Origin of the sequence: Bacillus marinisedimentorum (genome assembly GCF_001644195.2) — a bacterium.
In the GTDB taxonomy this organism is placed as follows: domain Bacteria; phylum Bacillota; class Bacilli; order Bacillales; family Bacillaceae_O; genus Bacillus_BL; species Bacillus_BL marinisedimentorum.
The window spans coordinates 1-20341 of the sequence record NZ_LWBL02000011.1 but is presented as its reverse complement, the minus strand read 5'-3'; the positions used below and the strand labels follow the sequence as shown (position 1 = coordinate 20341).

At 43.3% G+C, this 20341-nt stretch carries 25 protein-coding genes and 1 pseudogene; 22 read left to right on the top strand and 4 right to left on the bottom strand.

The window, feature by feature from the left end; translation table 11 throughout:
• The first annotated feature begins 560 nt into the window (after nt 1–560).
• The 11 genes from A4U59_RS03045 (at nt 561) to A4U59_RS02990 (ending at nt 9642) form a co-directional block, all read left to right on the top strand.
• The gene (locus tag A4U59_RS03045) at nt 561–1148 is read left to right on the top strand and encodes a nucleotidyltransferase family protein (protein ID WP_070119686.1); all 588 of its coding nucleotides are present in this window, start codon (nt 561–563) and stop codon (nt 1146–1148) included.
• A gap of 134 nt (nt 1149–1282) precedes the next feature.
• Nucleotides 1283–1738: a hypothetical protein gene (locus tag A4U59_RS03040; RefSeq protein WP_070119685.1), complete on the top strand. Its 456-nt coding sequence runs from the start codon at nt 1283–1285 to the stop codon at nt 1736–1738.
• Between the two features lie 52 nt (nt 1739–1790).
• On the top strand, nt 1791–2672 hold the full coding sequence (locus tag A4U59_RS03035) for a tetratricopeptide repeat protein (protein ID WP_070119684.1): 882 nt from the start codon (nt 1791–1793) through the stop codon (nt 2670–2672).
• A complete protein-coding gene (locus tag A4U59_RS03030) occupies nt 2673–3926 on the top strand; it encodes an ATP-binding protein (RefSeq protein ID WP_070119683.1) in 1254 nt (417 codons plus the stop codon).
• Nucleotides 3927–4306: 380 nt separating this feature from the next.
• Nucleotides 4307–5413, top strand: coding sequence for a DUF2515 domain-containing protein (locus tag A4U59_RS03025; protein WP_070119682.1), 1107 nt, complete (start codon nt 4307–4309; stop codon nt 5411–5413).
• A gap of 680 nt (nt 5414–6093) precedes the next feature.
• Complete coding sequence (locus A4U59_RS03015) at nt 6094–6405, top strand: ArsR/SmtB family transcription factor (protein WP_070119680.1); 312 nt, start codon at nt 6094–6096, stop codon at nt 6403–6405.
• Nucleotides 6406–6476: 71 nt separating this feature from the next.
• Complete coding sequence (locus A4U59_RS03010; RefSeq protein ID WP_070119679.1) at nt 6477–6914, top strand: SRPBCC family protein; 438 nt, start codon at nt 6477–6479, stop codon at nt 6912–6914.
• A gap of 64 nt (nt 6915–6978) precedes the next feature.
• Nucleotides 6979–7257, top strand: coding sequence for a hypothetical protein (locus tag A4U59_RS03005; RefSeq protein WP_070119678.1), 279 nt, complete (start codon nt 6979–6981; stop codon nt 7255–7257).
• A gap of 68 nt (nt 7258–7325) precedes the next feature.
• Nucleotides 7326–7880 carry a GrpB family protein gene (locus A4U59_RS03000; RefSeq protein WP_070119677.1) on the top strand — a complete coding sequence of 185 codons (555 nt, stop codon included), beginning with the start codon at nt 7326–7328 and terminating at the stop codon, nt 7878–7880.
• A 302-nt stretch (nt 7881–8182) separates the two neighbouring features.
• Nucleotides 8183–8779, top strand: coding sequence for an IMEF encapsulin system ferritin-like cargo protein (locus A4U59_RS02995; RefSeq protein WP_070119676.1), 597 nt, complete (start codon nt 8183–8185; stop codon nt 8777–8779).
• A gap of 14 nt (nt 8780–8793) precedes the next feature.
• Entirely contained in the window at nt 8794–9642 is an 849-nt protein-coding gene (locus A4U59_RS02990; RefSeq protein ID WP_070119675.1) for a family 1 encapsulin nanocompartment shell protein, read from the top strand.
• A gap of 56 nt (nt 9643–9698) precedes the next feature.
• Here the strand turns inward: A4U59_RS02990 and A4U59_RS02985 are convergent, their stop codons facing one another.
• Nucleotides 9699–10211 (bottom strand): hypothetical protein, encoded by a 513-nt coding sequence (locus tag A4U59_RS02985; RefSeq protein ID WP_245680482.1) that lies wholly within the window; start codon nt 10209–10211, stop codon nt 9699–9701.
• Nucleotides 10212–10287: 76 nt separating this feature from the next.
• Here A4U59_RS02985 and A4U59_RS20755 point away from each other — a divergent pair, with 76 nt between their 5' ends.
• The 9 genes and pseudogenes from A4U59_RS20755 (at nt 10288) to A4U59_RS20750 (ending at nt 16977) form a co-directional block, all read left to right on the top strand.
• Complete coding sequence (locus A4U59_RS20755; protein ID WP_083270628.1) at nt 10288–10629, top strand: 2Fe-2S iron-sulfur cluster-binding protein; 342 nt, start codon at nt 10288–10290, stop codon at nt 10627–10629.
• A 142-nt stretch (nt 10630–10771) separates the two neighbouring features.
• Nucleotides 10772–10921, top strand: a pseudogene (locus tag A4U59_RS22330) (HD-GYP domain-containing protein); the annotation flags it as partial.
• A gap of 193 nt (nt 10922–11114) precedes the next feature.
• Nucleotides 11115–11663 (top strand): GNAT family N-acetyltransferase, encoded by a 549-nt coding sequence (locus A4U59_RS02975; RefSeq protein ID WP_070119673.1) that lies wholly within the window; start codon nt 11115–11117, stop codon nt 11661–11663.
• A 97-nt stretch (nt 11664–11760) separates the two neighbouring features.
• Complete coding sequence (locus tag A4U59_RS02970; protein WP_070119784.1) at nt 11761–12159, top strand: VOC family protein; 399 nt, start codon at nt 11761–11763, stop codon at nt 12157–12159.
• A 372-nt stretch (nt 12160–12531) separates the two neighbouring features.
• On the top strand, nt 12532–12786 hold the full coding sequence (locus A4U59_RS02965; protein ID WP_070119672.1) for a hypothetical protein: 255 nt from the start codon (nt 12532–12534) through the stop codon (nt 12784–12786).
• A 172-nt stretch (nt 12787–12958) separates the two neighbouring features.
• Nucleotides 12959–14044, top strand: a complete 1086-nt coding sequence (locus A4U59_RS02960; protein WP_083270627.1) for an NAD(P)/FAD-dependent oxidoreductase — start codon at nt 12959–12961, stop codon at nt 14042–14044.
• A gap of 52 nt (nt 14045–14096) precedes the next feature.
• Entirely contained in the window at nt 14097–15497 is a 1401-nt protein-coding gene (locus A4U59_RS02955; RefSeq protein WP_070119670.1) for an amidase, read from the top strand.
• Nucleotides 15498–15534: 37 nt separating this feature from the next.
• The gene (locus A4U59_RS02950; RefSeq protein WP_070119669.1) at nt 15535–16428 is read left to right on the top strand and encodes an aldo/keto reductase; all 894 of its coding nucleotides are present in this window, start codon (nt 15535–15537) and stop codon (nt 16426–16428) included.
• Between the two features lie 357 nt (nt 16429–16785).
• A complete protein-coding gene (locus A4U59_RS20750; protein ID WP_083270626.1) occupies nt 16786–16977 on the top strand; it encodes a PspC domain-containing protein in 192 nt (63 codons plus the stop codon).
• Nucleotides 16978–17218: 241 nt separating this feature from the next.
• Here the strand turns inward: A4U59_RS20750 and A4U59_RS02945 are convergent, their stop codons facing one another.
• Complete coding sequence (locus A4U59_RS02945; RefSeq protein WP_083270625.1) at nt 17219–17722, bottom strand: DUF1259 domain-containing protein; 504 nt, start codon at nt 17720–17722, stop codon at nt 17219–17221.
• A 551-nt stretch (nt 17723–18273) separates the two neighbouring features.
• Between A4U59_RS02945 and A4U59_RS02935 the strand changes: the two genes are divergently transcribed.
• Complete coding sequence (locus A4U59_RS02935) at nt 18274–18528, top strand: kanamycin nucleotidyltransferase C-terminal domain-containing protein (RefSeq protein WP_281183308.1); 255 nt, start codon at nt 18274–18276, stop codon at nt 18526–18528.
• A gap of 12 nt (nt 18529–18540) precedes the next feature.
• A complete protein-coding gene (locus A4U59_RS02930) occupies nt 18541–18903 on the top strand; it encodes a hypothetical protein (RefSeq protein WP_070119666.1) in 363 nt (120 codons plus the stop codon).
• A gap of 60 nt (nt 18904–18963) precedes the next feature.
• Here the strand turns inward: A4U59_RS02930 and A4U59_RS02925 are convergent, their stop codons facing one another.
• A complete protein-coding gene (locus A4U59_RS02925; RefSeq protein WP_070119665.1) occupies nt 18964–19545 on the bottom strand; it encodes a cell wall hydrolase in 582 nt (193 codons plus the stop codon).
• A 553-nt stretch (nt 19546–20098) separates the two neighbouring features.
• On the bottom strand, nt 20099–20341 hold a 243-nt coding region (locus A4U59_RS21960), incomplete at its 5' end, for a hypothetical protein (protein WP_211274894.1).

Below are 20341 nucleotides of genomic sequence, written 5' to 3'. Positions count from 1 at the left end.
ACTTCTAGGAGGCTTAGGTTGGACACTAATCGGAAACATTTATACAATCAATGAAGCAACTGAACCCTATTCGCGGCTTGGTGCATTAGCAATATTTGTTTCTCTCTTTGTGCTTTATAGAAACAAGTTGCAATTCTCGGGTTGGTATAGGGGAAAGGGTGTCAAGAAACTGCCGAAAAAGGTTTCCGCTAGACTGATTTTCATTTCTATCATTCTAATTATCGCACCATTTATTTTAGGGTCACTATTAAATTAGGCTCTAAATCGGAAGGGGTATATTATAAATGACTATGTTCTTGTTCATCAGTATTTACTTAGTGCCTCTTTTAGCAATTATCTTTTGTCTTAGTCTTGTAGAGATTTTAAAGAAGGTAAAAAGAGACGAACCTACTGCTAAATATACATTTTGGTTGACATTGTCTTTTCTATTGATCGTATGGAGCATTTCAGTAACAGCTTATTTGGATTCATAGAATCTTATGATACCCCCGTTTATTGAACTCCCTAATTAATAAAAAACAAAATAGTAATTAAACATGCCTAAAAAGGATCGAAAGTGAATGAATTTAAAGGAGCTTGATGATGTGATGAATGAAGAGGACATCATTGCTTTTATAGAAAAAGATAGATGGATGATGCAAATATTAAGAACCGCCAAGTCATTAAATCTGCCTGATTGGTGGATTTGTGCAGGTTTTGTAAGGTCAAAAATTTGGGATGTTTTACATGGATATTGTGAAAGGACACCGATTCCGGACATTGATGTCATTTATTTTGATTCATCAAATCTTACTGAATTTGAAGAAAAGAAGCTGGAAGAAAAACTAAAATCTCTTTTACCGGCTATTCCGTGGTCAGTGAAGAATGAAGCCAGAATGCACTTGAGAAATAAGGTTGAACCTTATTCTTCTTCTGTTGATGCCATTTCCAAGTTTCCGGAAACGGCGACAGCATTGGGAGTAAAACTTGACGGAAGAGGTAACGTCATTTTAACAGCTCCATGTGGAATTAATGACATTATCAATTTAGAAGTAAGACCGACTCCGTATTTTTTGGAAAATGAATACCTTGCATCCATCTATAATCAGCGTATTCACAAGAAAAATTGGAAGGTTAGATGGAATAAGCTAATGGTTTATCATATTTAAGTTTGGTCCTTGGATAGCCAAGTCGAAAAATCCTTTAAAGAATAATGAATTGAGGCCGAAATAAATAGTGAGATGTTTTTGTTGAATGAATTTTACTTTGTGATTGTGTAAGCAGATGGGAGAGGAGTGAAGGGATGAGTCAGCCTGAAAGGCTTTACGAGGCATCGCTGGATGAGGGGTGGCAGGAAACAAGGACTTATGATATCAACAGGTTGTTTCTTGTTGCGTTTTTCGGGGGTGTGATACCGATGGTTGCACTGGGGACACGGAATGCGAAATGGCTGGGTGCGCAGAAAAACGCCGTATATGCGCTGGTTGCCGCTGGTGCGGTGATGCTGACTGCGAAAATTGTGCTGGTAGCAATGGTGTCTGCTGAAACAGGGCCCATTGACAAGGATATGATCAAATATGGATACAAGATTGGCAGTGTACTGCTTTTTCTCGGGTACAAGTTTTTGCTGAATAAACCATTTCAGCAGCATTTGGTGACCGGCAGCAAGGTTGAGCCGCTTCTCGGTTCCGCGCTTAAGTGGATTGTGATCGGTGTAATTGTGGAAGCAGCTTTGATTATAGGATTATCCTCAGTCTGAGGATGAGGAATGTACCGGCAGGATGAATCGGAGATCGTTGAGGTGATGATAGGTGTCTGTTGAACAAGAGCAGCGGGCGAATGATATCAGAATGATTGAGCATCTTTTCGGGATGGAACGGTACGAGGATGCAAGCCCGTATATTGAGAAATTGCTGGGAGCCAATCCTGAAGATGGCTATGCTCTCTATTTAATGGGTGTTGTGCACCTATCCAGGGGGGATTACAGGGCGGCGAGGGAGCTTGTACAGGAAGCGATCCGCAACGGTTATGATGAAGTGGATGCCCTCAGTTTCATCGGGACGGTTTACCGGTATGAGAACAATTACCGGGAAGCGGAACGGGCGTATTTGCGGTCACTTGAGCTTGATCCTGAGCAGGCTGAGGTCCATGCGCTGTACGGGTATTTGATGATGTTGACCGGTCATGACGCGAAGGCGGTCAGACTCCTGGATGAAGCGCTAAAACTCGCCCCCGACAGCGACTATGTAAATACATATGCGTTCAGGTATTACCTTGCGAAAGGGGATAAAGCGAGGCAGGCGGAGCAGCTGCAGCGCGTATTGGAAACATCAAGCAGCGAAGTGCAGAGGTTGGTTAACCTCGCGATCTTTCATGTTGTAAAGAATGATAAAAAGGCGGCACGGGAGTATTACCGGCAGGCATTTATGCTTGATCCGGCCGATCAGAATATATTGTCGCTGTTGGAAGAACTGGATAGGGAAAACCATCCGATCTTCTTTACGGACAGGCTTATGGAAAAAATAGGCGGACCTGCTGTTTTATATATAGGATTTGCCGCGATTACATTCCTGTTGTTCTGGCTTGGGCTGGATCAGCTTGCCATTATGGTTTTGGTTTCTTATATCATTCTTGCTGTCTATTCGTGGGTATCACCGCTCCTTTATAAAATGGCTGTGAAGGGTAGGGTATAGATGGACCGAATCGCGATGCTTGAAACAATAGTAGAAAAGGACAGAGAGAATGTTCAAGCGTGGTATATGCTGGGGGAAGAATATCTTCAGGCCGGCCGGCTTGCAGATGGCCTGTACGCATTTTCACAGGCGCTTGGCCAGGAAGACGCAGAAATGGAGCAGTTTGTCCTCAGCTATTTGAAGAAGGCTGTTTTTTCATTGGATGAGGCATCTGAGCCAAAGGAGAGTATCCCTGCAGCTGAAGTTATGACAGATGAAAAAGTGGCCGGGGAAGCGGCTCTGGATGAGGAAGCAACTCCTCCTGCAGGCAGTCCCGAACCACAAAGGGCACAACTAACTGTACTGGAGGGGAAGCATCAAGAAAAGAATGTATCCTATCTGGACGACCGCCGGCCGAAGCGAATCACGTTTGAAGATGTCGGCGGACTTGATCCGTTGAAGAAGACAATCGAAATGAAAATCATCAAACCATTTGCCAACCCGGGGCTGTTCTCGAAATTCAGGAAAAAAACGGGCGGCGGCATATTGCTGTATGGCCCTCCGGGGTGTGGGAAAACCTATATCGCCAAGGCGACAGCAGGGGAGATGGGGGCCAATTTTTATCCCGTTCATATATCTGATATTCTAAACCCCTACTTCGGTGAGAGCGAGCGGAATTTGCACGCGGTGTTTGAGACGGCGCGGGCAAATCGGCCTGCGGTGCTGTTTTTTGATGAGGTGGATACGCTCGGGTATAACCGCTCCAAAGCGAATTCCGATTTGATGAGGCCGCTTGTCGATTCGATGCTGACAGAGATGGAGAGCGTCCATACAGATACGGATAAACTGCTGATCATCGGTGCGACGAACATGCCGTGGGACGTCGATTCTGCCTTCAAACGGCCTGGCCGGTTTGACAAGCTGGTATTTGTGCCGCCTCCTGATCTTGCGGCACGTACGGCAATATTCGAACTGAAGCTTGCAGGAAAGCCGATTGCTCCCGGAGTATCGGCTGGGGAATTGGCGGCCCTTACCGAATATTATTCCGGAGCGGATATCGAAAACGTCATTGAAACTGCGACCGAAAATGTATTAACGGAAATTATGGAAACCGGCCAAGAGCGGCTGATTGAAATGGAAGACCTGATCAAGGCCGTGGAAGAAACATCGCCTTCAACGCTTGAGTGGCTCACAACGATAAAGAATTATATAAAATACTCCAACCAGAGCGGGCTGTATAGTGATGCGGCCCGGTATATAAGGAACGGGGGATGACAGTCCCCTTCAGAAATTTGAAGAATAATAAAGCTTAGGGGAAGTAATTTCATCAACATTGTCAGCAATAACCCGTTTGCTTGTGAAAAAAGAGTCTTTGTTGTGCTTTGGTCGGCTTCATTTTCTAATCGGTAATCAGGAACATCCAAAAACGCCTATTTTCTGGGCGTTTTTTTTTTGGGTTTTTAGGATGCATTTCGTGACATTTCTCATGTTGCGCTCCCCGAACCTCCTTTTTTCTTGTCTGCATATATTTATCCTAACTAATAGGGATGACCGCAAAACCGTTCACTCCCGGCAAAACCCCCTCCACCGATACATACATATATAACAGAAGAAAACTCCGCCGAGGGGGGAGGATTTTCATAAGAAAACAGAACATGAACCATATTAAGGTGATCAAACAAGGGTTAAAGAAAAACAAAAAAAGAAAACAGCACATTTCCCTAACCGGTGAAGAGACAGAGCTAATCCATCGAATCAGACAGGAAACAGGGAATTTGAATAAAAACAACGTAACAAGAACAAAGGCTTACCTGGATTTTTACATGGAACATCCAGAAGTCCACTGGGCCTTTCTGGCACATATGGTCTCCAGGAATGGCGGCTGGAACATGACCGATTTGAAATGTGAGTTATTAATAAGACTGTTATCGAAAAAGGAAGGGGAAATGTTTTTCTCTTTCATAGAAAGAGGGAATTGGCTTATTTTCCAGGATGCTTACCCGCAGCTGCTGCTTTATCGTGAAAGCCTGAAAAGAGGAAAACCGTTGTTTTTCCTTCTGCCTTATCTCCATATTTCAATTTTCATGGAAACTATATGGAACCACTTTTGGAAAAATAAAAACGAGTCTGTTCTTACAACGGCCCTTATTGTGAATGAGCAAAATTATATTGAAGAAAGGGTCATACAGCATCCACGTTATAAAAAAGAGGTTTTTAACAAGCTGGAATTTATAATTCAGGACCTGCTTTCCTTTAATCATATTCTTTTTCCCTATGTTAAGAATGGATCGGTAAACCTTGCAGGGCAGACGGTTAACCAGTTTGAATCCTTGCATCAGCGGATTCTGCTGGGAAAGCGTTTATATGCGGTCCTATTTAATGATACAGATGTATTAAAAGGTGCGGAAAAGTGGGCAATGAGCCAACCCCATACCGGTTCAAGAAAAGATTTCTGGCCGCATATTTTCAACAAAATCCATGAAGGCCTTCCGGGGGAAGAGTATCAATTTCAATTGAAAGGCTGCAAACTGCGGCCGGGAGGAAGAAGAATATACAGCCCCGTTCTAGAGAGTTCCTGGGAAAATATAAAACATCCCGCGGCCGAACCCGGGGATTGGTTTGAAGATATAATACAGGTAGCGGACTATTTTAAGGGGGCAGAGGATTTTCTTAATGGGGAGATTGAAAATGAGTACTGCAAAACACTTGAAAGGCTTGAACTCGCAGTTATGGCAAAAAAGACGGTTTCCACTTTGGATTGAAAGGCATGAACTGGTCATTTAATTATCTTCTAGTGAGTGATAAAAATTCGTGAAGGTGATGATAGATTCCTGCCGCCTGGAAATACTGAAGGCGGCTGCAATGGACTTTACTCGTTTAAGAGTATATGTAACTCCAGCCCTGGGTGATCGTTAACTTTTTACCCCTGTTCACCTGCAGTTGTCTCCAAGTACCAGTTGGCAGCTTATTGATAGATAGTAATTGAATTATTTCCTAGAATCAGTACTATTTTATAAATGCTATATAAAAAAAGAATAACTTGCAGAGAAGCAAAAATGTTTATTACTTTATCAAGCCTTTTTTTAAATAGTATGTAGAAGAATATGCCGGTTAAAATCGAGAGGATGATAGATAGGACAGGCATGCCAATTTGCATCCAATTCATTATCCCGGTTGCACTCTCGAATGTTATGTAATAGGTTAAGTAAGCTGTAGCAAGGACAAACAGAAAGGCATAATTAATAAAAGATATCAACGAAAAAAAGATTGCATAAAAAACGTTCAATTTATGTTCACCTCCTTCTTTAATATCGGTTTCAGAACAAGCTTATTTAGCGGTCCTTAGCTCATTATGTAATAACATCTTATATTTTGTTATGGAATCCTTATAATGGTACTATATGTTTATGAGTTTAAACACGTTAACGTTAGGGGGTAAAAAATGGAAATTGCAAACTCAATCAAGGAATCGTTCCGGGAAAACGTTCCCCTGCTTTTAGCTCTTGGAGATCCAGTAAGGCAGGACATCATCATGATTCTTATTGAGCATGAAAGATTAAGTGTAAGTGAAATCACTTCCTTGACGAAAACATCAAGACCTGCGATTTCCCACCATCTGAAAATCCTTAAAGAGGCTAAGGTGGTTAAGATGAAAAAGGCCGGGAAACAACACATGTACTACTTGGATGCAAAAGATGCTCTTCAAAAATTGAAAGGACTCATTGAAATGGTGGAAAACAGTTGTATGGAGTAAGAATAGTCAGTGCTGGCTTTAATCTGTATAACAGTTTTAAGTTTTATACTACATATGAAAAGAGGGTAAATATGATGCTTCAATTTAGTAATACACTGATGATAAAGTCTGCACCTGAGGAAATATTCAATTACTTAAACAGGATGGAAAATTACCCTGAGTGGAATTATGCCGTATCAGAAATCAAAAGGACAGGTTATGGCGCCGAAGGGGAGAAGTACCAGTTACATAGGAATCAGATCGGGCCGGGAATGGAAAATGTGACCGTAACGGAGCGTATTGAAAACAAGAAGCTGACAATGGAATTGAGCGGAGGCTGGTTTCCATATTCAGTAGCCTATGAAATCACTTCTGATGCCGAAAAGACAATGCTAACAAATAATGTAACCATTCATTCTTCAGGGATGAATGGGCTTGTCGCGAAAATTTTTCAAGGCAACCTGAAAAAAGCAGTAGGAGAAAATCTTCAAGTTTTAAAAGCGATTCTGGAGAAAAAAACTCGAAGCTGACATCCAGAAGACATGCCGGCAGGTTTAAAATCAAGCCAGCTCGATGATTGATAGGAGCATTGATATGAGAAAAGAGATTAAAGTTTTTTCAGGCCTATTGATTACCGCATTTGTGTTTGTAATAATGTCTCGGTTATATGGCGGAAAACAGATACGGACTTACGAAGAGCTGGAAAATGCGTTTCCTGTCTTGATCGGTTTTCCTATCGGCTTCATTGAACTGAAATGGCCGAAAATCGATCCCCTCTGCCTTATGTATACGGCATTGACTGCTGCGGAACCGAGTTCCATGCAAATCAATTTTTCCTTTCCGTCTTCATTGTATTCCTTTTTTTCATTCTAATTTATCGGATTTGCCTTTTCGTGTTTTCAAAAGCAAAAGGATAAGTCATTGAACTGAAAGGAGAATATATGAATAAAAAAGAGCTTGGAAAATTATATCCGATAACGGTAGTCCCCTATGATGCAAGTTGGCCCTCTATTTACGAAAAGGAACAGGAAGATCTAGTAAAGATACTTGGTGCGGAGATTGCTTTACGTATAGAACACATTGGCAGTACCGCTGTTCCAGGTTTATCAGCCAAGCCGACCATAGACATATTAGTAGAAATACCGGAGGAAACTGATATCCGGGAAAAGATCATCCATGTGATGGATCAAAATGGTTATATACATATGAAAGAGCAGGAAAATCATTTAATGTTTGTCAAAGGTTATACGCCAGCCGGCCTGGACAACGTATCTTTCCATATCCATATGGGAACAAAAACACAGGATTTTTTATGGGAGCGTTTGTATTTCAGGGATTTTCTAAGAGGAAATCCTTCTGCAGCAAGCGAGTATGCCAAATTAAAACGGAGGTCAGCAATAATATATAAGCATGACAGAGAGGCTTATACTGAAAGTAAGGCTGATTTCGTTCATGCCGTTACGGATCTGGCAAAGGAACTGAATAAAACAAATTAAAAATGATTGGGATATATTTTACGAACGATTTCGACAGGAAACGATATATAGATGCAGAATACGTATCATACGGTAATGCGTTCCGCGTTTTATATTAACGAGGTAAGGGTATTTACAAGTTTAAGTTTCCAGTCATCTCAGCCATTCAGAAACAATAGGGTGGCCTTTTCCTTTGAGATTCAACCGGATGTTTGATACGTTGAATATAACCAAAAGTCTTTGGGAAACTACATTGGAACTGGAATAGATGCTGGTGTACTGTTCAACCGGCAAGGTGAAAATAAATAGGTGGTGATATGATAATGGCAACATCTTTTTCCGAATTAGAGGATATTTTCAAGCGGACACGAGAGGCTTTAAATGAATTTAAAGATATCATAACGCCTGTTATTGAAAAAGCCGAAGATGAGCATGAACGTCTCTACTGGCATCATATTTATGAAGAGGAAGATCACCGTTTTGACCGGCTGGAACAGTTATTGCCAAAACTTGATGCAATCAGCAGCAGCGAATCGAAGGTCTCACCGGACAGCACCGAATTTGTCCACCTTTTGCAGGACATCAGCCTGGAAAAGTTCGGATTACATAACTTCTTAGAACACTTGGATCTCTCCCTGTACACCTTCAAAGATACTGAATTCGAACAGCCGATTCAGGCATTGCGGGATTTGACTGCAGAGGATTACCAGCAGTCAAAACGGCTTTTGGAAACATTGAACGAAGAATTTGATACGATCAACCTGAATGCTTCCATTCCAACTGATGAAAAAGAGGAAATCGACGCAAACTTGAAAGTCGAGTCATATTCACAGCCGGACAATGAAGCGGTATTAGCGGATGAACCGGAAATGAATTCAGCAAGGCCAAAACTGACAGTCGGAAGCTTAAAGAAATCTTAAGGAGGCTTATATGTATGCAGAAGACAAGCTTATATGCTGACTCGCCGTTAAGCAATACGGAGTGGGATGAACTGGATCAGACGGTGTTCGATCACGCGAAAAAACAGCTGGTCGGCAGGCGATTCATTGACATTTACGGACCATTGGGAGAAGGGGTCCAGTCTGTGCCGACAGATATTTATGAAGCACCCGGCCGCGGAGGCATGAGCATCCACGGAGCTGATTCAGAGCTCTCCAACCCCACTCGGCGGGTCAATCTGACCATTCCTTTATTGTATAAGGACTTTGTCCTTTACAGGAGAGATATTCAACAGGCGAAGACACTCAACAGCCCGATTGATTTTTCTGCTTCGGCAAATGCCGCCCAGCAATGCGCACTCGTTGAAGATGATCTAATTTTTAACGGGGCCGAAGAGTTCAACCTTAAAGGCATTATGAATGTGAAAGGAAACCTTTCTCACATACGCAGTGACTGGATGAAATCCGGCAATGCGTTTTCTGATGTGGTGGAAGCCAGAAACAAACTGCTGAAGATGGGCCATACGGGGCCGTTTGCCCTTGTTCTGTCCCCGGAATTGTATGCCCTTATCCATCGGGTTCACCAGGATACCCATGTATTGGAGATTGATCATGTGCGCGAACTGATGACAGCCGGAGTTTTCCAGTCTCCGATGATCAGCGGCAAGCGGGGTGTTGTCTTGGACCCGGGCAGACAAAACCTTGACTTGGCAATCGCCAGTGACTTTGATACAGCCTTCTTAGATGAAGAAAACATGAATTATTTCTTCAGGGTGTATGAATCCATTGTTTTGAGAATAAAACGTCCTACGGCAATTTGCACACTTGAAGATCCTGATGAGTAAAGGTTCAGCCGTAAAGCAGCAAAGTCAGGGCTCCTGTTGAGTCCTGACTTTGCTATTTATGCAATGGTATATACTTTTTCATCAGGATAAACGCTGCTGATATCCAACTCTTTTTTCACATTATGCAGACCGATATCATCAATAATCATCATAGCTTCTTCTGCGAAGAGAGGGTTGTAACTTCCGTCATTTAAGTCAAAGAGCCGCTTCAAATATTTCATTTTTTCTTGCAGCTTAACTTGCTTGTATGCCTGGTTGGCCATTTCATAAATTTTCTTATGGTGGGGCTGGTGGATCATACTGATTTCTTTCACATTTATAAGCAGCAGTTCGCCTTCTTCGGTAACACATCCAATGGAACACAGAGCAGAACCCATCAATTCGACTTTAGTAATGGCGACATTTTTGAACATTTCTCCGGATGACAGGCGAAGGTAATCGCTTTCAATCACGCCTCCAACTTTCCTTTCATTCGCAAGGACGGTGTGCATATCGTCAAAACCGTTAATTTGATTGTTCATGATGATACTCTCCCCTTTATTGATGATAACGATTCTCATTATCATCATTGTAAATGATAAACAAGTTACGGTCAATAGGCTTCGCGTCTTGGTCACAAATCGTTAACAAAGGACGGTGAAAAGAATGACAAAACGGTTAACAATCGGATCTTTAAAGCAGGGCAGCAAACCATCGTTTGAACGGAAAACTTTTTCATCATCCCCTGAAAAAAAGCCTCTTGAAATTGAACAGCACCGTTCCCATTATCAGGTGATGCCTGTTCGGAATAAAACGGTCCTCGATTCTGCACTCGACCAGAACATGAAACTGGATTATAAGTGCAAAAAGGGGACCTGCGGCAAGTGCCAGGTAAAAGTACTAAATGGGAAGGATCTCATTACCTCCGTAAACGATGCTGAGCAAAAGAAATTGGGAACACTTTCCCGCAACGGATATCGGCTCGCATGCCAGGCTGTTTTTAAGTAGATGCGATAAAAGGTGACCAAATTAGACTGGTTACCTTTTTGGTTATCCCATCGTTTCCATATGTCAGGCCACTATTTATTATTAACCATGTTTTTGATAAATAATCACAGGCCAGTAGCACTTCACAAGGCATGGTAAAGGCTATCCACGCAGACTTGCAGGGGATGAGATCACCTTGCAGGGACAAATCATTTCCATTTGTGATTCGTTTGATGTGATGACGATAGACCGCCGCAATTACCTGAAAAACACGTTGGGTTTCACCATTGCTTTTGAAGAACTGAAAAAATGATCATGGATTCAGTTTAACGGCAATCTGGTGGAAGTGTTTACGATATGATGCAGGAAGATAACATGCCTGAATATATGCTGAAGGAAGTATAAAATTGTTATATAGTTGTTCGTGCAGAGGCTTCTGGCCTATTGATCGGGAGTTTTTCTAACTGCTTGAAGGTGATTTTCAAGAAAGGATAAAGGGTGTATTCATGAATATCAAACTAGAAACCGAACGATTACTTTTACGGATTTTTACGAGAGATGATGCTTTTAGAATAAAAGAATTAGCAAACAATAAACAATTAGCGGAAATTTTAGGCCTTCCGCATCCATATGAAGCAGAACATGCCGAAGATTGGATAGCTGCTCAGCCGGAGTCAATCAAAAAAGGGATTGAATATCCGCTGGCAATCGTTTCGAAGGATCAAAACGCAATAATCGGAACAATCGCCATCAGGGTTGATAAAAGAAACAATAAAGGCGAGCTGGGTTACTGGGTCGGCACCGGTTATTGGGGAAATGGGTTTGCGACTGAAGCCGTGAACAGAATCATCAAGTTTGGTTTTGAAGAACTTAATCTGAATAAAATAAGTGCATCTGCACTCTCCTGGAATCATGCTTCAGCAACTGTCCTGGACAAGGCTGGGTTACAGAAGGAAGGGATATTAAGGCAAGACCGTCTTCTCCTGGACACATATGAAGATATGGTTGTGTATGGCCTATTACGGAATGAATACAAGAGCCGCTTCTCCATATGAGGAGGGCGTCTTTTTGTATGGAGCTGAGCACAAAGCAGGGAATCCTCCAAGTCATGTTGAACAAGTAATGTATACATATTTTAGGAGGCGGTTTGATTTGATTTTTGAAATGACGATTCAGTTTCGGGTGCCGGACATGAAGGCAGGCGGAGAGTGGTATGAAAACCTATTCGAACGGAAAGCGGATTTCGCTCCTCATGACGGGATAAAAGAATGGGAACTTTTCCCCGGCAGCTGGCTGCAGCTTGCCGAAGGAACCCCATCTGAAGGCAGCGGTCCGTTAAGGATGGGTGTCAAAAATATAGACGCGGCGAAAGAAAGAGTTATGAATGAATTAAACGTGGCTGATTTCGAGGTGCACTCGAGAGAAGAAGTACCCGTGAAATGGGGCACTTTTTCAGATCCGTGGGGAAATCGGCTTGGTTTTTTTGAATATCATGATAAAACGGAAGAAGCGGAGCGCATTCAAACGGTATTAGGTAAAGTGGAAGCGTAAGAGCAAGCGCGTATTGGTGCGGGAAAAGAACGATGCTGGCTAAATGCCAGATTGACGCTCAAAATTGACAGTCGCTTTCATTCTCTTTTTAATGGAGCGAGGGCTTTTTCAGTAACGAAAAGCGGAATGCATACCCATTTTAGTGAAGCAAGGTCCAATTCGGCAAAGAAAGGCAGTATGCGTTCTCTTTTTGAAGATACGAGGTTCTTTTTACTATGACATTAGCTGACGCTGAAAGTACCTCTTGTAAATTTCATTTTCCGCATAGTTCACGAAGTGAAGTGCTGCGGGATTCGCAGTATAATAGAGGTGTAGAAATCCCTTTGATGACAGCCGGCCAGTCCTATTAATTTAATCTGGGAGGGCATTATGATGGAATTCCTTCATCAAGTAGGTTTCGTTGTCATTGGATTTGTTGTATGGGGACTGATTGTGGCTTCTATTGTGTTGTTTGTTAGCGGATTACTGAATCGGTCATGGAAACATTTATTGTACAGCGGGCTTGCCTTCTTAACCCCGGCGATTATTTTATCCAGCCAACAGGGCTGGTACCTGTTGTTTCTCCTGGTGCCTGTTGCTGCGTTTGTCCTTTCCTTTTTCACACGGACTCCGAAGAAACCGGCTTGAATGAATAATTCCTTGCGATACTCATGTCTGAGTATCGTTTTTTAATGGAAGTTTTTTGCGGATAAGGCTTGCCGGACTTGATTTCTTTGCTCTCAAGCGAATGCGGGCGTATACTTCAAACTAAAGAATGCAATTCCAGCTGCACTATTAACGGAGAAGCGAGGCATCCACTATGAAGAAACTATTACTCGCAGGGGGCGGGCTTGCTCACTTGCAAGTAATGAAACTGCTCAAAAATAATCCGATTCCGGACACCGAAGTCACATTGATATCGCCTTCGGAATTCCAGTATTATTCCGGGATGTTTCCCGGCTACATAGAAGAAATTTATAATGAAAAACAAATCACCATCAATCTTACGCAGCAGGCTGAAGCGGCGGGGGTAAAGTGGCTCAAAGGGGCTGTCACCGCAATCGATCCGCGGCAAAAGATGGTGCTGACAGATAAAGGCGAAATCTTACCGTATGATCTTGTTTCCTTCAATATCGGATCGCTCACTTCGGACACTGATGTTGTCTTTGAAGAAAAAGATGCGCTCTGGCTGAAGCCGAACTACCGCTTTATCGAAGCAGTCAGCGAGGTGGAGGATGCCGAAAAAGTTGTCATCAACGGCAGCGGGGAGGAAGCGGTTGAATTTTGTTTATCGTTGAACGCCTGGCGGAAAAGCAGGGGAACGGAAACACCGATCACTCTGGTCAGTCCCGGCCGATTGCTTCCGGATAACGAAGAGTCAGTTTCTGAAAAGGTTGAAAAGGTTGTTGTGAAAAAAGGGGTCCATCTCTTAACGAATACAGGAGTGACAAGTGTAAAGAATAATGTCATCCACACGTCTTCCAATCTTGATATCCCGTTTGAAAAATTAGTCTGGATTACAGAACCTCGGGGCCATGAATTATTCAAGATTGCCGGCCTTCCTGTCGATGAGAAAGGGTTCTTGCTCGTGGAAGATACACTGCAGGTCAAGAAGTTTCCAGCTATTTTTGCGGCAGGAGACTGCATGTCGCTGGCGAAGTATCCAAAAACGGTGAAAAATAAAACCTATGCCCTTGAGGAAGGCCGTATTCTTTTTGAGAACCTGAAAGGATATTTGGGGTCGGGAGAAGGAGAACGGGTCAAGCCGCCGAGAGGTGAGAGATCTATCCTCTCATCCGGAAACAGGGAAGGCATTCTTCTGTTTAAAAAACGGACATTTATGGGGCGCTGGGTCTGGCATTTGAAAAATCGAATCGATTTGAAAATCTTGCACAGGTATCAATAATTGGCATGCTCGTGCTGAACAAGGAGATACACGGACCGACAGGGGGGAGTATATGTCATTTGAATGGATGGATGCAGTCGAACAGGCAGACCGAATTAGAAAAAAAGAAATTAACCCTGAAGAATTGATCAAGGCGACAATTAACAGGATTGAGAACATCAATCCTGCCATTAATGCTGTCACCGCTGAAATGTTTGAAGAGGCGCTTGCGGCTGCCGGGAAAGGCGATGTTACCGGTCCGTTTGCCGGTGTGCCTTTTTTAATGAAGGACCTTGAATTTTTCGGCGAGACAAGCTACACAGCGGGTTCCCGGTATTTGAAAGATTTTACTGCGCCGGGAGACAGTGACTATGCGGCCAGGATACGGGAATCCGGCCTGATCACGGTCGGCAAGACAAATACATGTGAATTCGGGCTGCTTCCGACAACCGAACCGGCTGCATACGGGGCTACCCGGAATCCATGGGATTTGGCCCATACTGCCGGCGGCTCGAGCGGCGGTTCGGCAGCGGCGGTTGCTGCCGGAATCGTGCCAATGGCGCATGCTTCCGACGGGGGAGGTTCGATTCGGATCCCTGCTTCCTGCACCGGGTTGTTCGGCCTTAAGCCAAGCAGAGGCCGGAATCCGAGAAACCCGGACACCGTCGGACTTGCGGTCAATCATTGTGTATCAAGATCTGTTAGAGACAGTGCGGCTCTTCTTGATGCCACAAGGGGAAGCGCACCGGGAGGGCCTTTCAGCGCCCCGCCCCCTGAACGGTCTTATGCAAGTGAAGTCAACCGTGAACCCGGCAACTTGAAAATCGCGTTCCTGACGACAGGGTTTGACGGCAAAAAAATCCATCCTGATTGTGAGGCATCGGTACTGGACACAGTGAAACTATGCAGCGGACTTGGTCATGAAGTTGAGGAAGCGGGGCCTTCCATTCATGTTGAAAAGTTCAACAAGGCTTTCAGTGTGCTATGGCAAACCTCTTTGGCGCAAGGGCTCACATCCCTGTCCAGAATGCTTGGAAGGGCACCGGAAGAACATGAACTTGAGCCTTATACGTGGGAGGTTTATAAACGGGGCAGTGAAATCAAAGGTACAGAATACTTATTTGCGCTTGGCTACATGCAGCAAACCGCAAGAATGATGGCCCGTTTTTTTTCTGACTATGACCTCTTACTGACGCCGACCCTTGCTGAACCGCCTCTGCAAATAGGTGAACTGGCTTATCAAGGGAACCCTGATGAATATGTGGACCGCCTGAATGGGTGGGTGCCGTATACGCCGTTAGCCAATACGACCGGGATTCCGGCAATGTCTGTGCCCTTATTTCAAAATTCGGAAGGGCTTCCGATTGGTGTTCATTTCATGGCTCCGTTTGGTGATGAAGCAACACTGTTCCGCCTGGCAGGCCAGCTCGAGAAAGCAAAGCCGTGGAAAGACACATATCCATCCATAGATTAAGAGTTATATTCCATAAAAAAAAAGACGAGGTGATCATATGAAATATCGTACACTTGGTAAGACAAACCTGGATGTTTCTGTCGTTGGAGTCGGTACATGGCAATATGGAGGAGAATGGGGAAAAGAATTTTCCCAGGATGAAGTAGACGGCATCCTCGATAAGTCAAAGGAAGTCGGCATCAATCTGATTGATACGGCGGAATGTTACGGAGATCATTTATCGGAGCGGCTGATCGGTGATTATTTGAGCCGCCGCAGCCGTGAGGACTGGGTGGTTGCAACGAAATTCGGGCACCACTTCCATGGCAACTTTGACAGAACGAGACACTGGGATCCTGAAGATGTCCTCAAGCAGCTGGATGAATCGCTCAAGGCACTGAAAACGGACTATATCGATCTTTATCAGGCCCATTCATGCTCTGATGAAGAATTTGATAACGATGACCTCTGGACGATGCTTGATAAGCAGGTCCAGGCGGGAAAAATCCGCCATCTTGGTGTATCCCTCCGCAAAAATGATGACGACTATCAGACAAAGAAAGCCACTGACTACGGTTTTGACGCAATCCAGGTCGTCTACAACAGGCTCGACCGGGCTCCTGAAGAAAAAATATTCCCGGCGGTCGAGGAGCAAAATCTCGGCGTGCTCGCCCGCGTTCCGCTGGCAAGCGGATATTTGAGCGGCAAATACAAGCCCGGGGCTGAGTTTGCGAACGATGACGTCCGCTCAAAACATGACCGTGAAAAGACGGACGAACTGTTGAAACAGGTGGAAGAAATCAAGCGCAGCGAAGTTCCGGAAGGCGTGCCGATGGCTTCCTGGGCGCTGGCATGGTGCCTGAAAAACCCGGCAGTCACGACTGTCATTCCGGGTGCTAAAAACGCGGAGCAGATTGAAATGAATGCAAAAGCAACAGAACTCGTCGAATAAAAAGAAGGTGTCCGAACCCCTCTTACGCAATAGAACAGCGGGGGCCGGGCACCTTTTTTACTTTAAATTACCAATTTATGTAAGACTTTCAGGCCCTGTCTTTAAACTATTTAGAACTACTTGATAAGTCGTACGATTAGAGGCATATGAGTAATAAATGAGCCTCCTCTTTAATGAAAATAATGATTGAGTTCGGCTCGTGTATTTGAAATAATTGGTATTAAGTAAAAGGTTTAAAAAGCAGATAAGAAGGCAGCGGCTAAAGGGGAACGGAAAAATTCGAGCCGGCTATAATCACTCAGCTTAAAAATCCCCCGCAGTATTTCAAGATGCACTGGGAAAGGGAGTGGGGTTAATTTGAACAAGAGTCAGTTGAAAAAATCGTCCAGAGATAGATCAGTAAATGGTGTCTGCGGTGGAATTTCAGAATTTTTTGGCATTCCTTCATTTGGAGTAAGACTTATATTTATTTTGACATTGCCTGGTTCTTTGATTATTTATATTGTGCTAGCTAATAGCCTTGACGATAGCCCTCAGTCTTTATATTAAGGAAGGTGTAAAGCTTCCTCAAACTCTATTCATTCCACCATTTCTATTATGGCTGGGATTTGCAAGTAAGATAAGTATAAGGAAACGAAAGGCTTAAAAATCGCAGAACCGCATTTTCAACTGGAGGGCGTTTCAAGGCAGTCAAAAATTAATTGATGAATATCTGAAACAAACTCTTGCATTCTCTAAAGTGATAAAAAATGCTCCCCGGGAAAAGAGGAGCAATAAATAGAGTCTTCTTTTACAAAACCTTGAATGCTTTCGCGGTTTTTCTGGCAAACTCAAGTGGCGGTTCAACTGATTCCCAGTGAATATACAGTAGCCGCGGATTTTCAAAGAGCCAGTGGTTGTGCAAGGCTGTTACGATTAAATCCTGTTCGCGGAGTTTACTGATGAATTCTTGTGTCTCTTCTTGCAAAATGACTGTTTCTCCAAGGTTCAATGCATTCCCCTTGCTATCAAGGTCTTCAAATGAAAACAGGGCCGCAATAGATAATGGTGAGACCGTTTTCCGATTTAAAATGGTCGGTTTGAGTTCATTCCGGAAGCGAGTAGCTACACAAACACCATTCACAATTTCATTGCTGTCCGCTTTCAGAATGTCAGCAAATTTATCACATAAACTTTCCAGGTCACTCACTCGATCGTCTTGTTTGCGCTTGCGGCGCTGCCCGGCGAATTTACTATGCTTGTGACGGTTATTTAAGAAATCAGCCAGTTCCGTATTTCTGATTTTTCTCTTCATTGAATACATTCACTCCTTTCTTTTTTGCTGTTATATTATATGAGGTGAAAAGGAAGCTTGTTTGTGCCAGAGGAACAGCTTTTAGCAAAATGGTGAATTTGTGCACCGTTTAAATAAAAAACATGTGAATGATTACATTATTTCATTGCAGTCCATAACATGATCCGGGAGTGTTGGCAGATCCTTTTTGTGTGGCATAAAAATAAGGTATTATCATTCAATTTAACGAGTCCATTATTATGCGGGAGGGATGGTTTGTTTTGGTGAGATCAATAATGAAGAAGAACACTGTTTTATTCTGGACACTTTTTGGGGGATCATTTTTTATCCTTTTCCAATTGTATCGATTTCTTTATAACCGCTACATTCCCTGGAACACCTTCACTGAAATAGTGTCCCTGGCAGTTGTAATATTTATTATTATGCCAGTGTCGCTGGTTATAGCAAACAGACTCGCAGCTGGATGGGGAGAATGTGATGAAAATTGAATTCCATACGGACTTTTCAAGTAAAGAAATTGCTGAAATGAGGGAAGTCTACCGTTTGCAAATATAGCATACTGGTGTGCGATCACTGTCGGGTTGGCCAACAAAATGAGGTACAAATCCAACAAGTTCAAGATTGAAGACAGTTTTCTACTAAAGTTGTTGCCGGTGAATTATGAACAAACCATCCGTAAGTTGTTTGAAAACAATGATTTTGATGAAGTCAAAAAGAATGCAAGCTTGATATGGAGTTCGTTTATCGAATGGAGCTCTGTGGAATTTAACATTGATTTAAATGATGATCACTTGCTGGGAATTTAAGGGGGAGATTCAGTGGGGTATCACTTATTATATTTTTACAAATTGAAGCCTGCCCGCGGTGACAAGTTCTTTGAGATACTCCGTCAAACAGGTGAAAAATATAAGGAGTATGGCGGAGAACCTGAAGAGGTTTTCAAACTGGAAAGCGCAGCAAAAGATTATGGGCTCAATTCCATTGGCCGGCTGTTGAATCCGGAAGACGAAGAAGAAATATGGTTGGGGATCGTCAAATTCAAGTCGGAAAGTCACGCCAAAAAAGTGATGAGTCTATTTGATAAGGATCCGAAGGTAAATGAGTTATATCATGAATTTATACGAGATGTGGTCCCTCTTCGGAATATTTCATACGGGGAATTCAGAAAACAAGACTATTAAACTAGAAAAAGGCCTGCATTTGCAGAGCCTTTTTCTTACGAATTCTAAAAGGGTAACTCATTATTTAGCAAAACGATGTTTGCCAATCGTAACCGTCACTTCCCGGCTGAATACCCACTTGCTTACAGAAGTTTGCGGATTGAAAAAATAAAGGGATCCGCTGCCCTGGCCTCTGTAGGCAAGCGCTTCATTGACGGCTTTTTTGGATTTGAAATCGGCAGGGCGATTGATTTCGCCATTTTTAACAGGGGTAAAAGCATAATGCCCGTAGGATTTTTCATAAACCACGCCTGTTACAGAGTCAGGAAATTTCTTGCTGTCAACCCGATTTAATACAACGGTTGCGACGGCCACTTTACCGGCATACGGTTCACCTTCCGCTTCGGCACGGACAAGGCGGGCGAGCAAGTCACGCTCTTTAGAACTTACGGGAGTTGGGATTTTCAATTGCTCCCCTGAATAAATCATATTTGAATAGCGGTTGTTGATTTTTTTCACGGCTGCTACCGGTACACCATGGTAACGGGCGATGCTCCATAGAGATTCACCCTGCTTTACGGTGTGATTAGATGCTGCTTGAGCAGCTGACATGCCTGAAAGGGTGAAGATGATCACAAGAAAAATGATTGCAGCATTCTTCATTTCTATACCTCCTGTTAAAGTCAGTACACGTAAATGGTAACAGGAAGTAATGCCTATTTCATTAGTAATATAAACCAGTGTGAATAAATATACTGTATATCCGTTCATACATGCCAGGGGTTTTGACATTCTCCACCTATATAAAATTTGTTATACCCGTATTTTTATTAGATTAAAAAAGCTATTGGCGAGCTTGGCCTTGAATGTGCGGAATTCTGGTTTTCCTGTGAAATTCAGCTGGTGGTCCAGGGCATTGGCGTAATTATATTGGGAAGCGGCTGCTTTGGCGTGAAACCAGGAGTTACGGCGTGAAAGTCAGCCGGTATGGCGTGAAACAGGCGCATCGGCGCGAAAGAGGGTGTGTACGGCGTGAAATGCAGGATAGTGCGCGTGAATTGTGCTGAGTTTGGCGTGAAAAACACGGAGTCCCGCGTGAAAAGGGCACTCACGCAACACAGCTATACAGGTACGGCGTGAAAAGGCGCTGATTTGGCGTGAAAAAATGGTTATCCGGCGTGAAACGGTTGAGCGTATTTTAAAATAGATTGTCTTTTTATAAAAAAAGAAACCAATCTGGAGTAGTTTTGGCTTTTCTCAGTATTTTTATGAAACTGCGAGAAAGGCTATTGTCCAGTTTGGTCTTGAACATGCGGAATTCTGGTTTTCCTGTGAAATTCAACTGGTGGTCCAGGGCATTGGCGTGAATATATTGGGAAGCGGCAGCTTTGGCGTGAAACCAGGGAGTTACGGCACTAGTCTTGCAAAGGGTAAACAAAATTACCCAGTTATTTTGACA

Bases quoted from the DNA above. Each gene is read 5' to 3' on its own strand.
- A4U59_RS03045 (WP_070119686.1), top strand. From the start codon at position 561: ATGAATTTAAAGGAGCTTGATGATGTGATGAATGAAGAGGACATCATT.
- A4U59_RS03040 (WP_070119685.1), top strand. From the start codon at position 1,283: ATGAGTCAGCCTGAAAGGCTTTACGAGGCATCGCTGGATGAGGGGTGG.
- A4U59_RS03030 (WP_070119683.1), top strand. From the start codon at position 2,673: ATGGACCGAATCGCGATGCTTGAAACAATAGTAGAAAAGGACAGAGAG.
- A4U59_RS03025 (WP_070119682.1), top strand. From the start codon at position 4,307: ATGAACCATATTAAGGTGATCAAACAAGGGTTAAAGAAAAACAAAAAA.
- A4U59_RS03015 (WP_070119680.1), top strand. From the start codon at position 6,094: ATGGAAATTGCAAACTCAATCAAGGAATCGTTCCGGGAAAACGTTCCC.
- A4U59_RS03010 (WP_070119679.1), top strand. From the start codon at position 6,477: ATGATGCTTCAATTTAGTAATACACTGATGATAAAGTCTGCACCTGAG.
- A4U59_RS03005 (WP_070119678.1), top strand. From the start codon at position 6,979: ATGAGAAAAGAGATTAAAGTTTTTTCAGGCCTATTGATTACCGCATTT.
- A4U59_RS03000 (WP_070119677.1), top strand. From the start codon at position 7,326: ATGAATAAAAAAGAGCTTGGAAAATTATATCCGATAACGGTAGTCCCC.
- A4U59_RS02995 (WP_070119676.1), top strand. From the start codon at position 8,183: ATGGCAACATCTTTTTCCGAATTAGAGGATATTTTCAAGCGGACACGA.
- A4U59_RS02990 (WP_070119675.1), top strand. From the start codon at position 8,794: ATGCAGAAGACAAGCTTATATGCTGACTCGCCGTTAAGCAATACGGAG.
- A4U59_RS02985 (WP_245680482.1), bottom strand. From the start codon at position 10,211: ATGATGATAATGAGAATCGTTATCATCAATAAAGGGGAGAGTATCATC.
- A4U59_RS20755 (WP_083270628.1), top strand. From the start codon at position 10,288: ATGACAAAACGGTTAACAATCGGATCTTTAAAGCAGGGCAGCAAACCA.
- A4U59_RS02975 (WP_070119673.1), top strand. From the start codon at position 11,115: ATGAATATCAAACTAGAAACCGAACGATTACTTTTACGGATTTTTACG.
- A4U59_RS02965 (WP_070119672.1), top strand. From the start codon at position 12,532: ATGGAATTCCTTCATCAAGTAGGTTTCGTTGTCATTGGATTTGTTGTA.
- A4U59_RS02960 (WP_083270627.1), top strand. From the start codon at position 12,959: ATGAAGAAACTATTACTCGCAGGGGGCGGGCTTGCTCACTTGCAAGTA.
- A4U59_RS02955 (WP_070119670.1), top strand. From the start codon at position 14,097: ATGTCATTTGAATGGATGGATGCAGTCGAACAGGCAGACCGAATTAGA.
- A4U59_RS02950 (WP_070119669.1), top strand. From the start codon at position 15,535: ATGAAATATCGTACACTTGGTAAGACAAACCTGGATGTTTCTGTCGTT.
- A4U59_RS02945 (WP_083270625.1), bottom strand. From the start codon at position 17,722: ATGAAGAGAAAAATCAGAAATACGGAACTGGCTGATTTCTTAAATAAC.
- A4U59_RS02925 (WP_070119665.1), bottom strand. From the start codon at position 19,545: ATGAAGAATGCTGCAATCATTTTTCTTGTGATCATCTTCACCCTTTCA.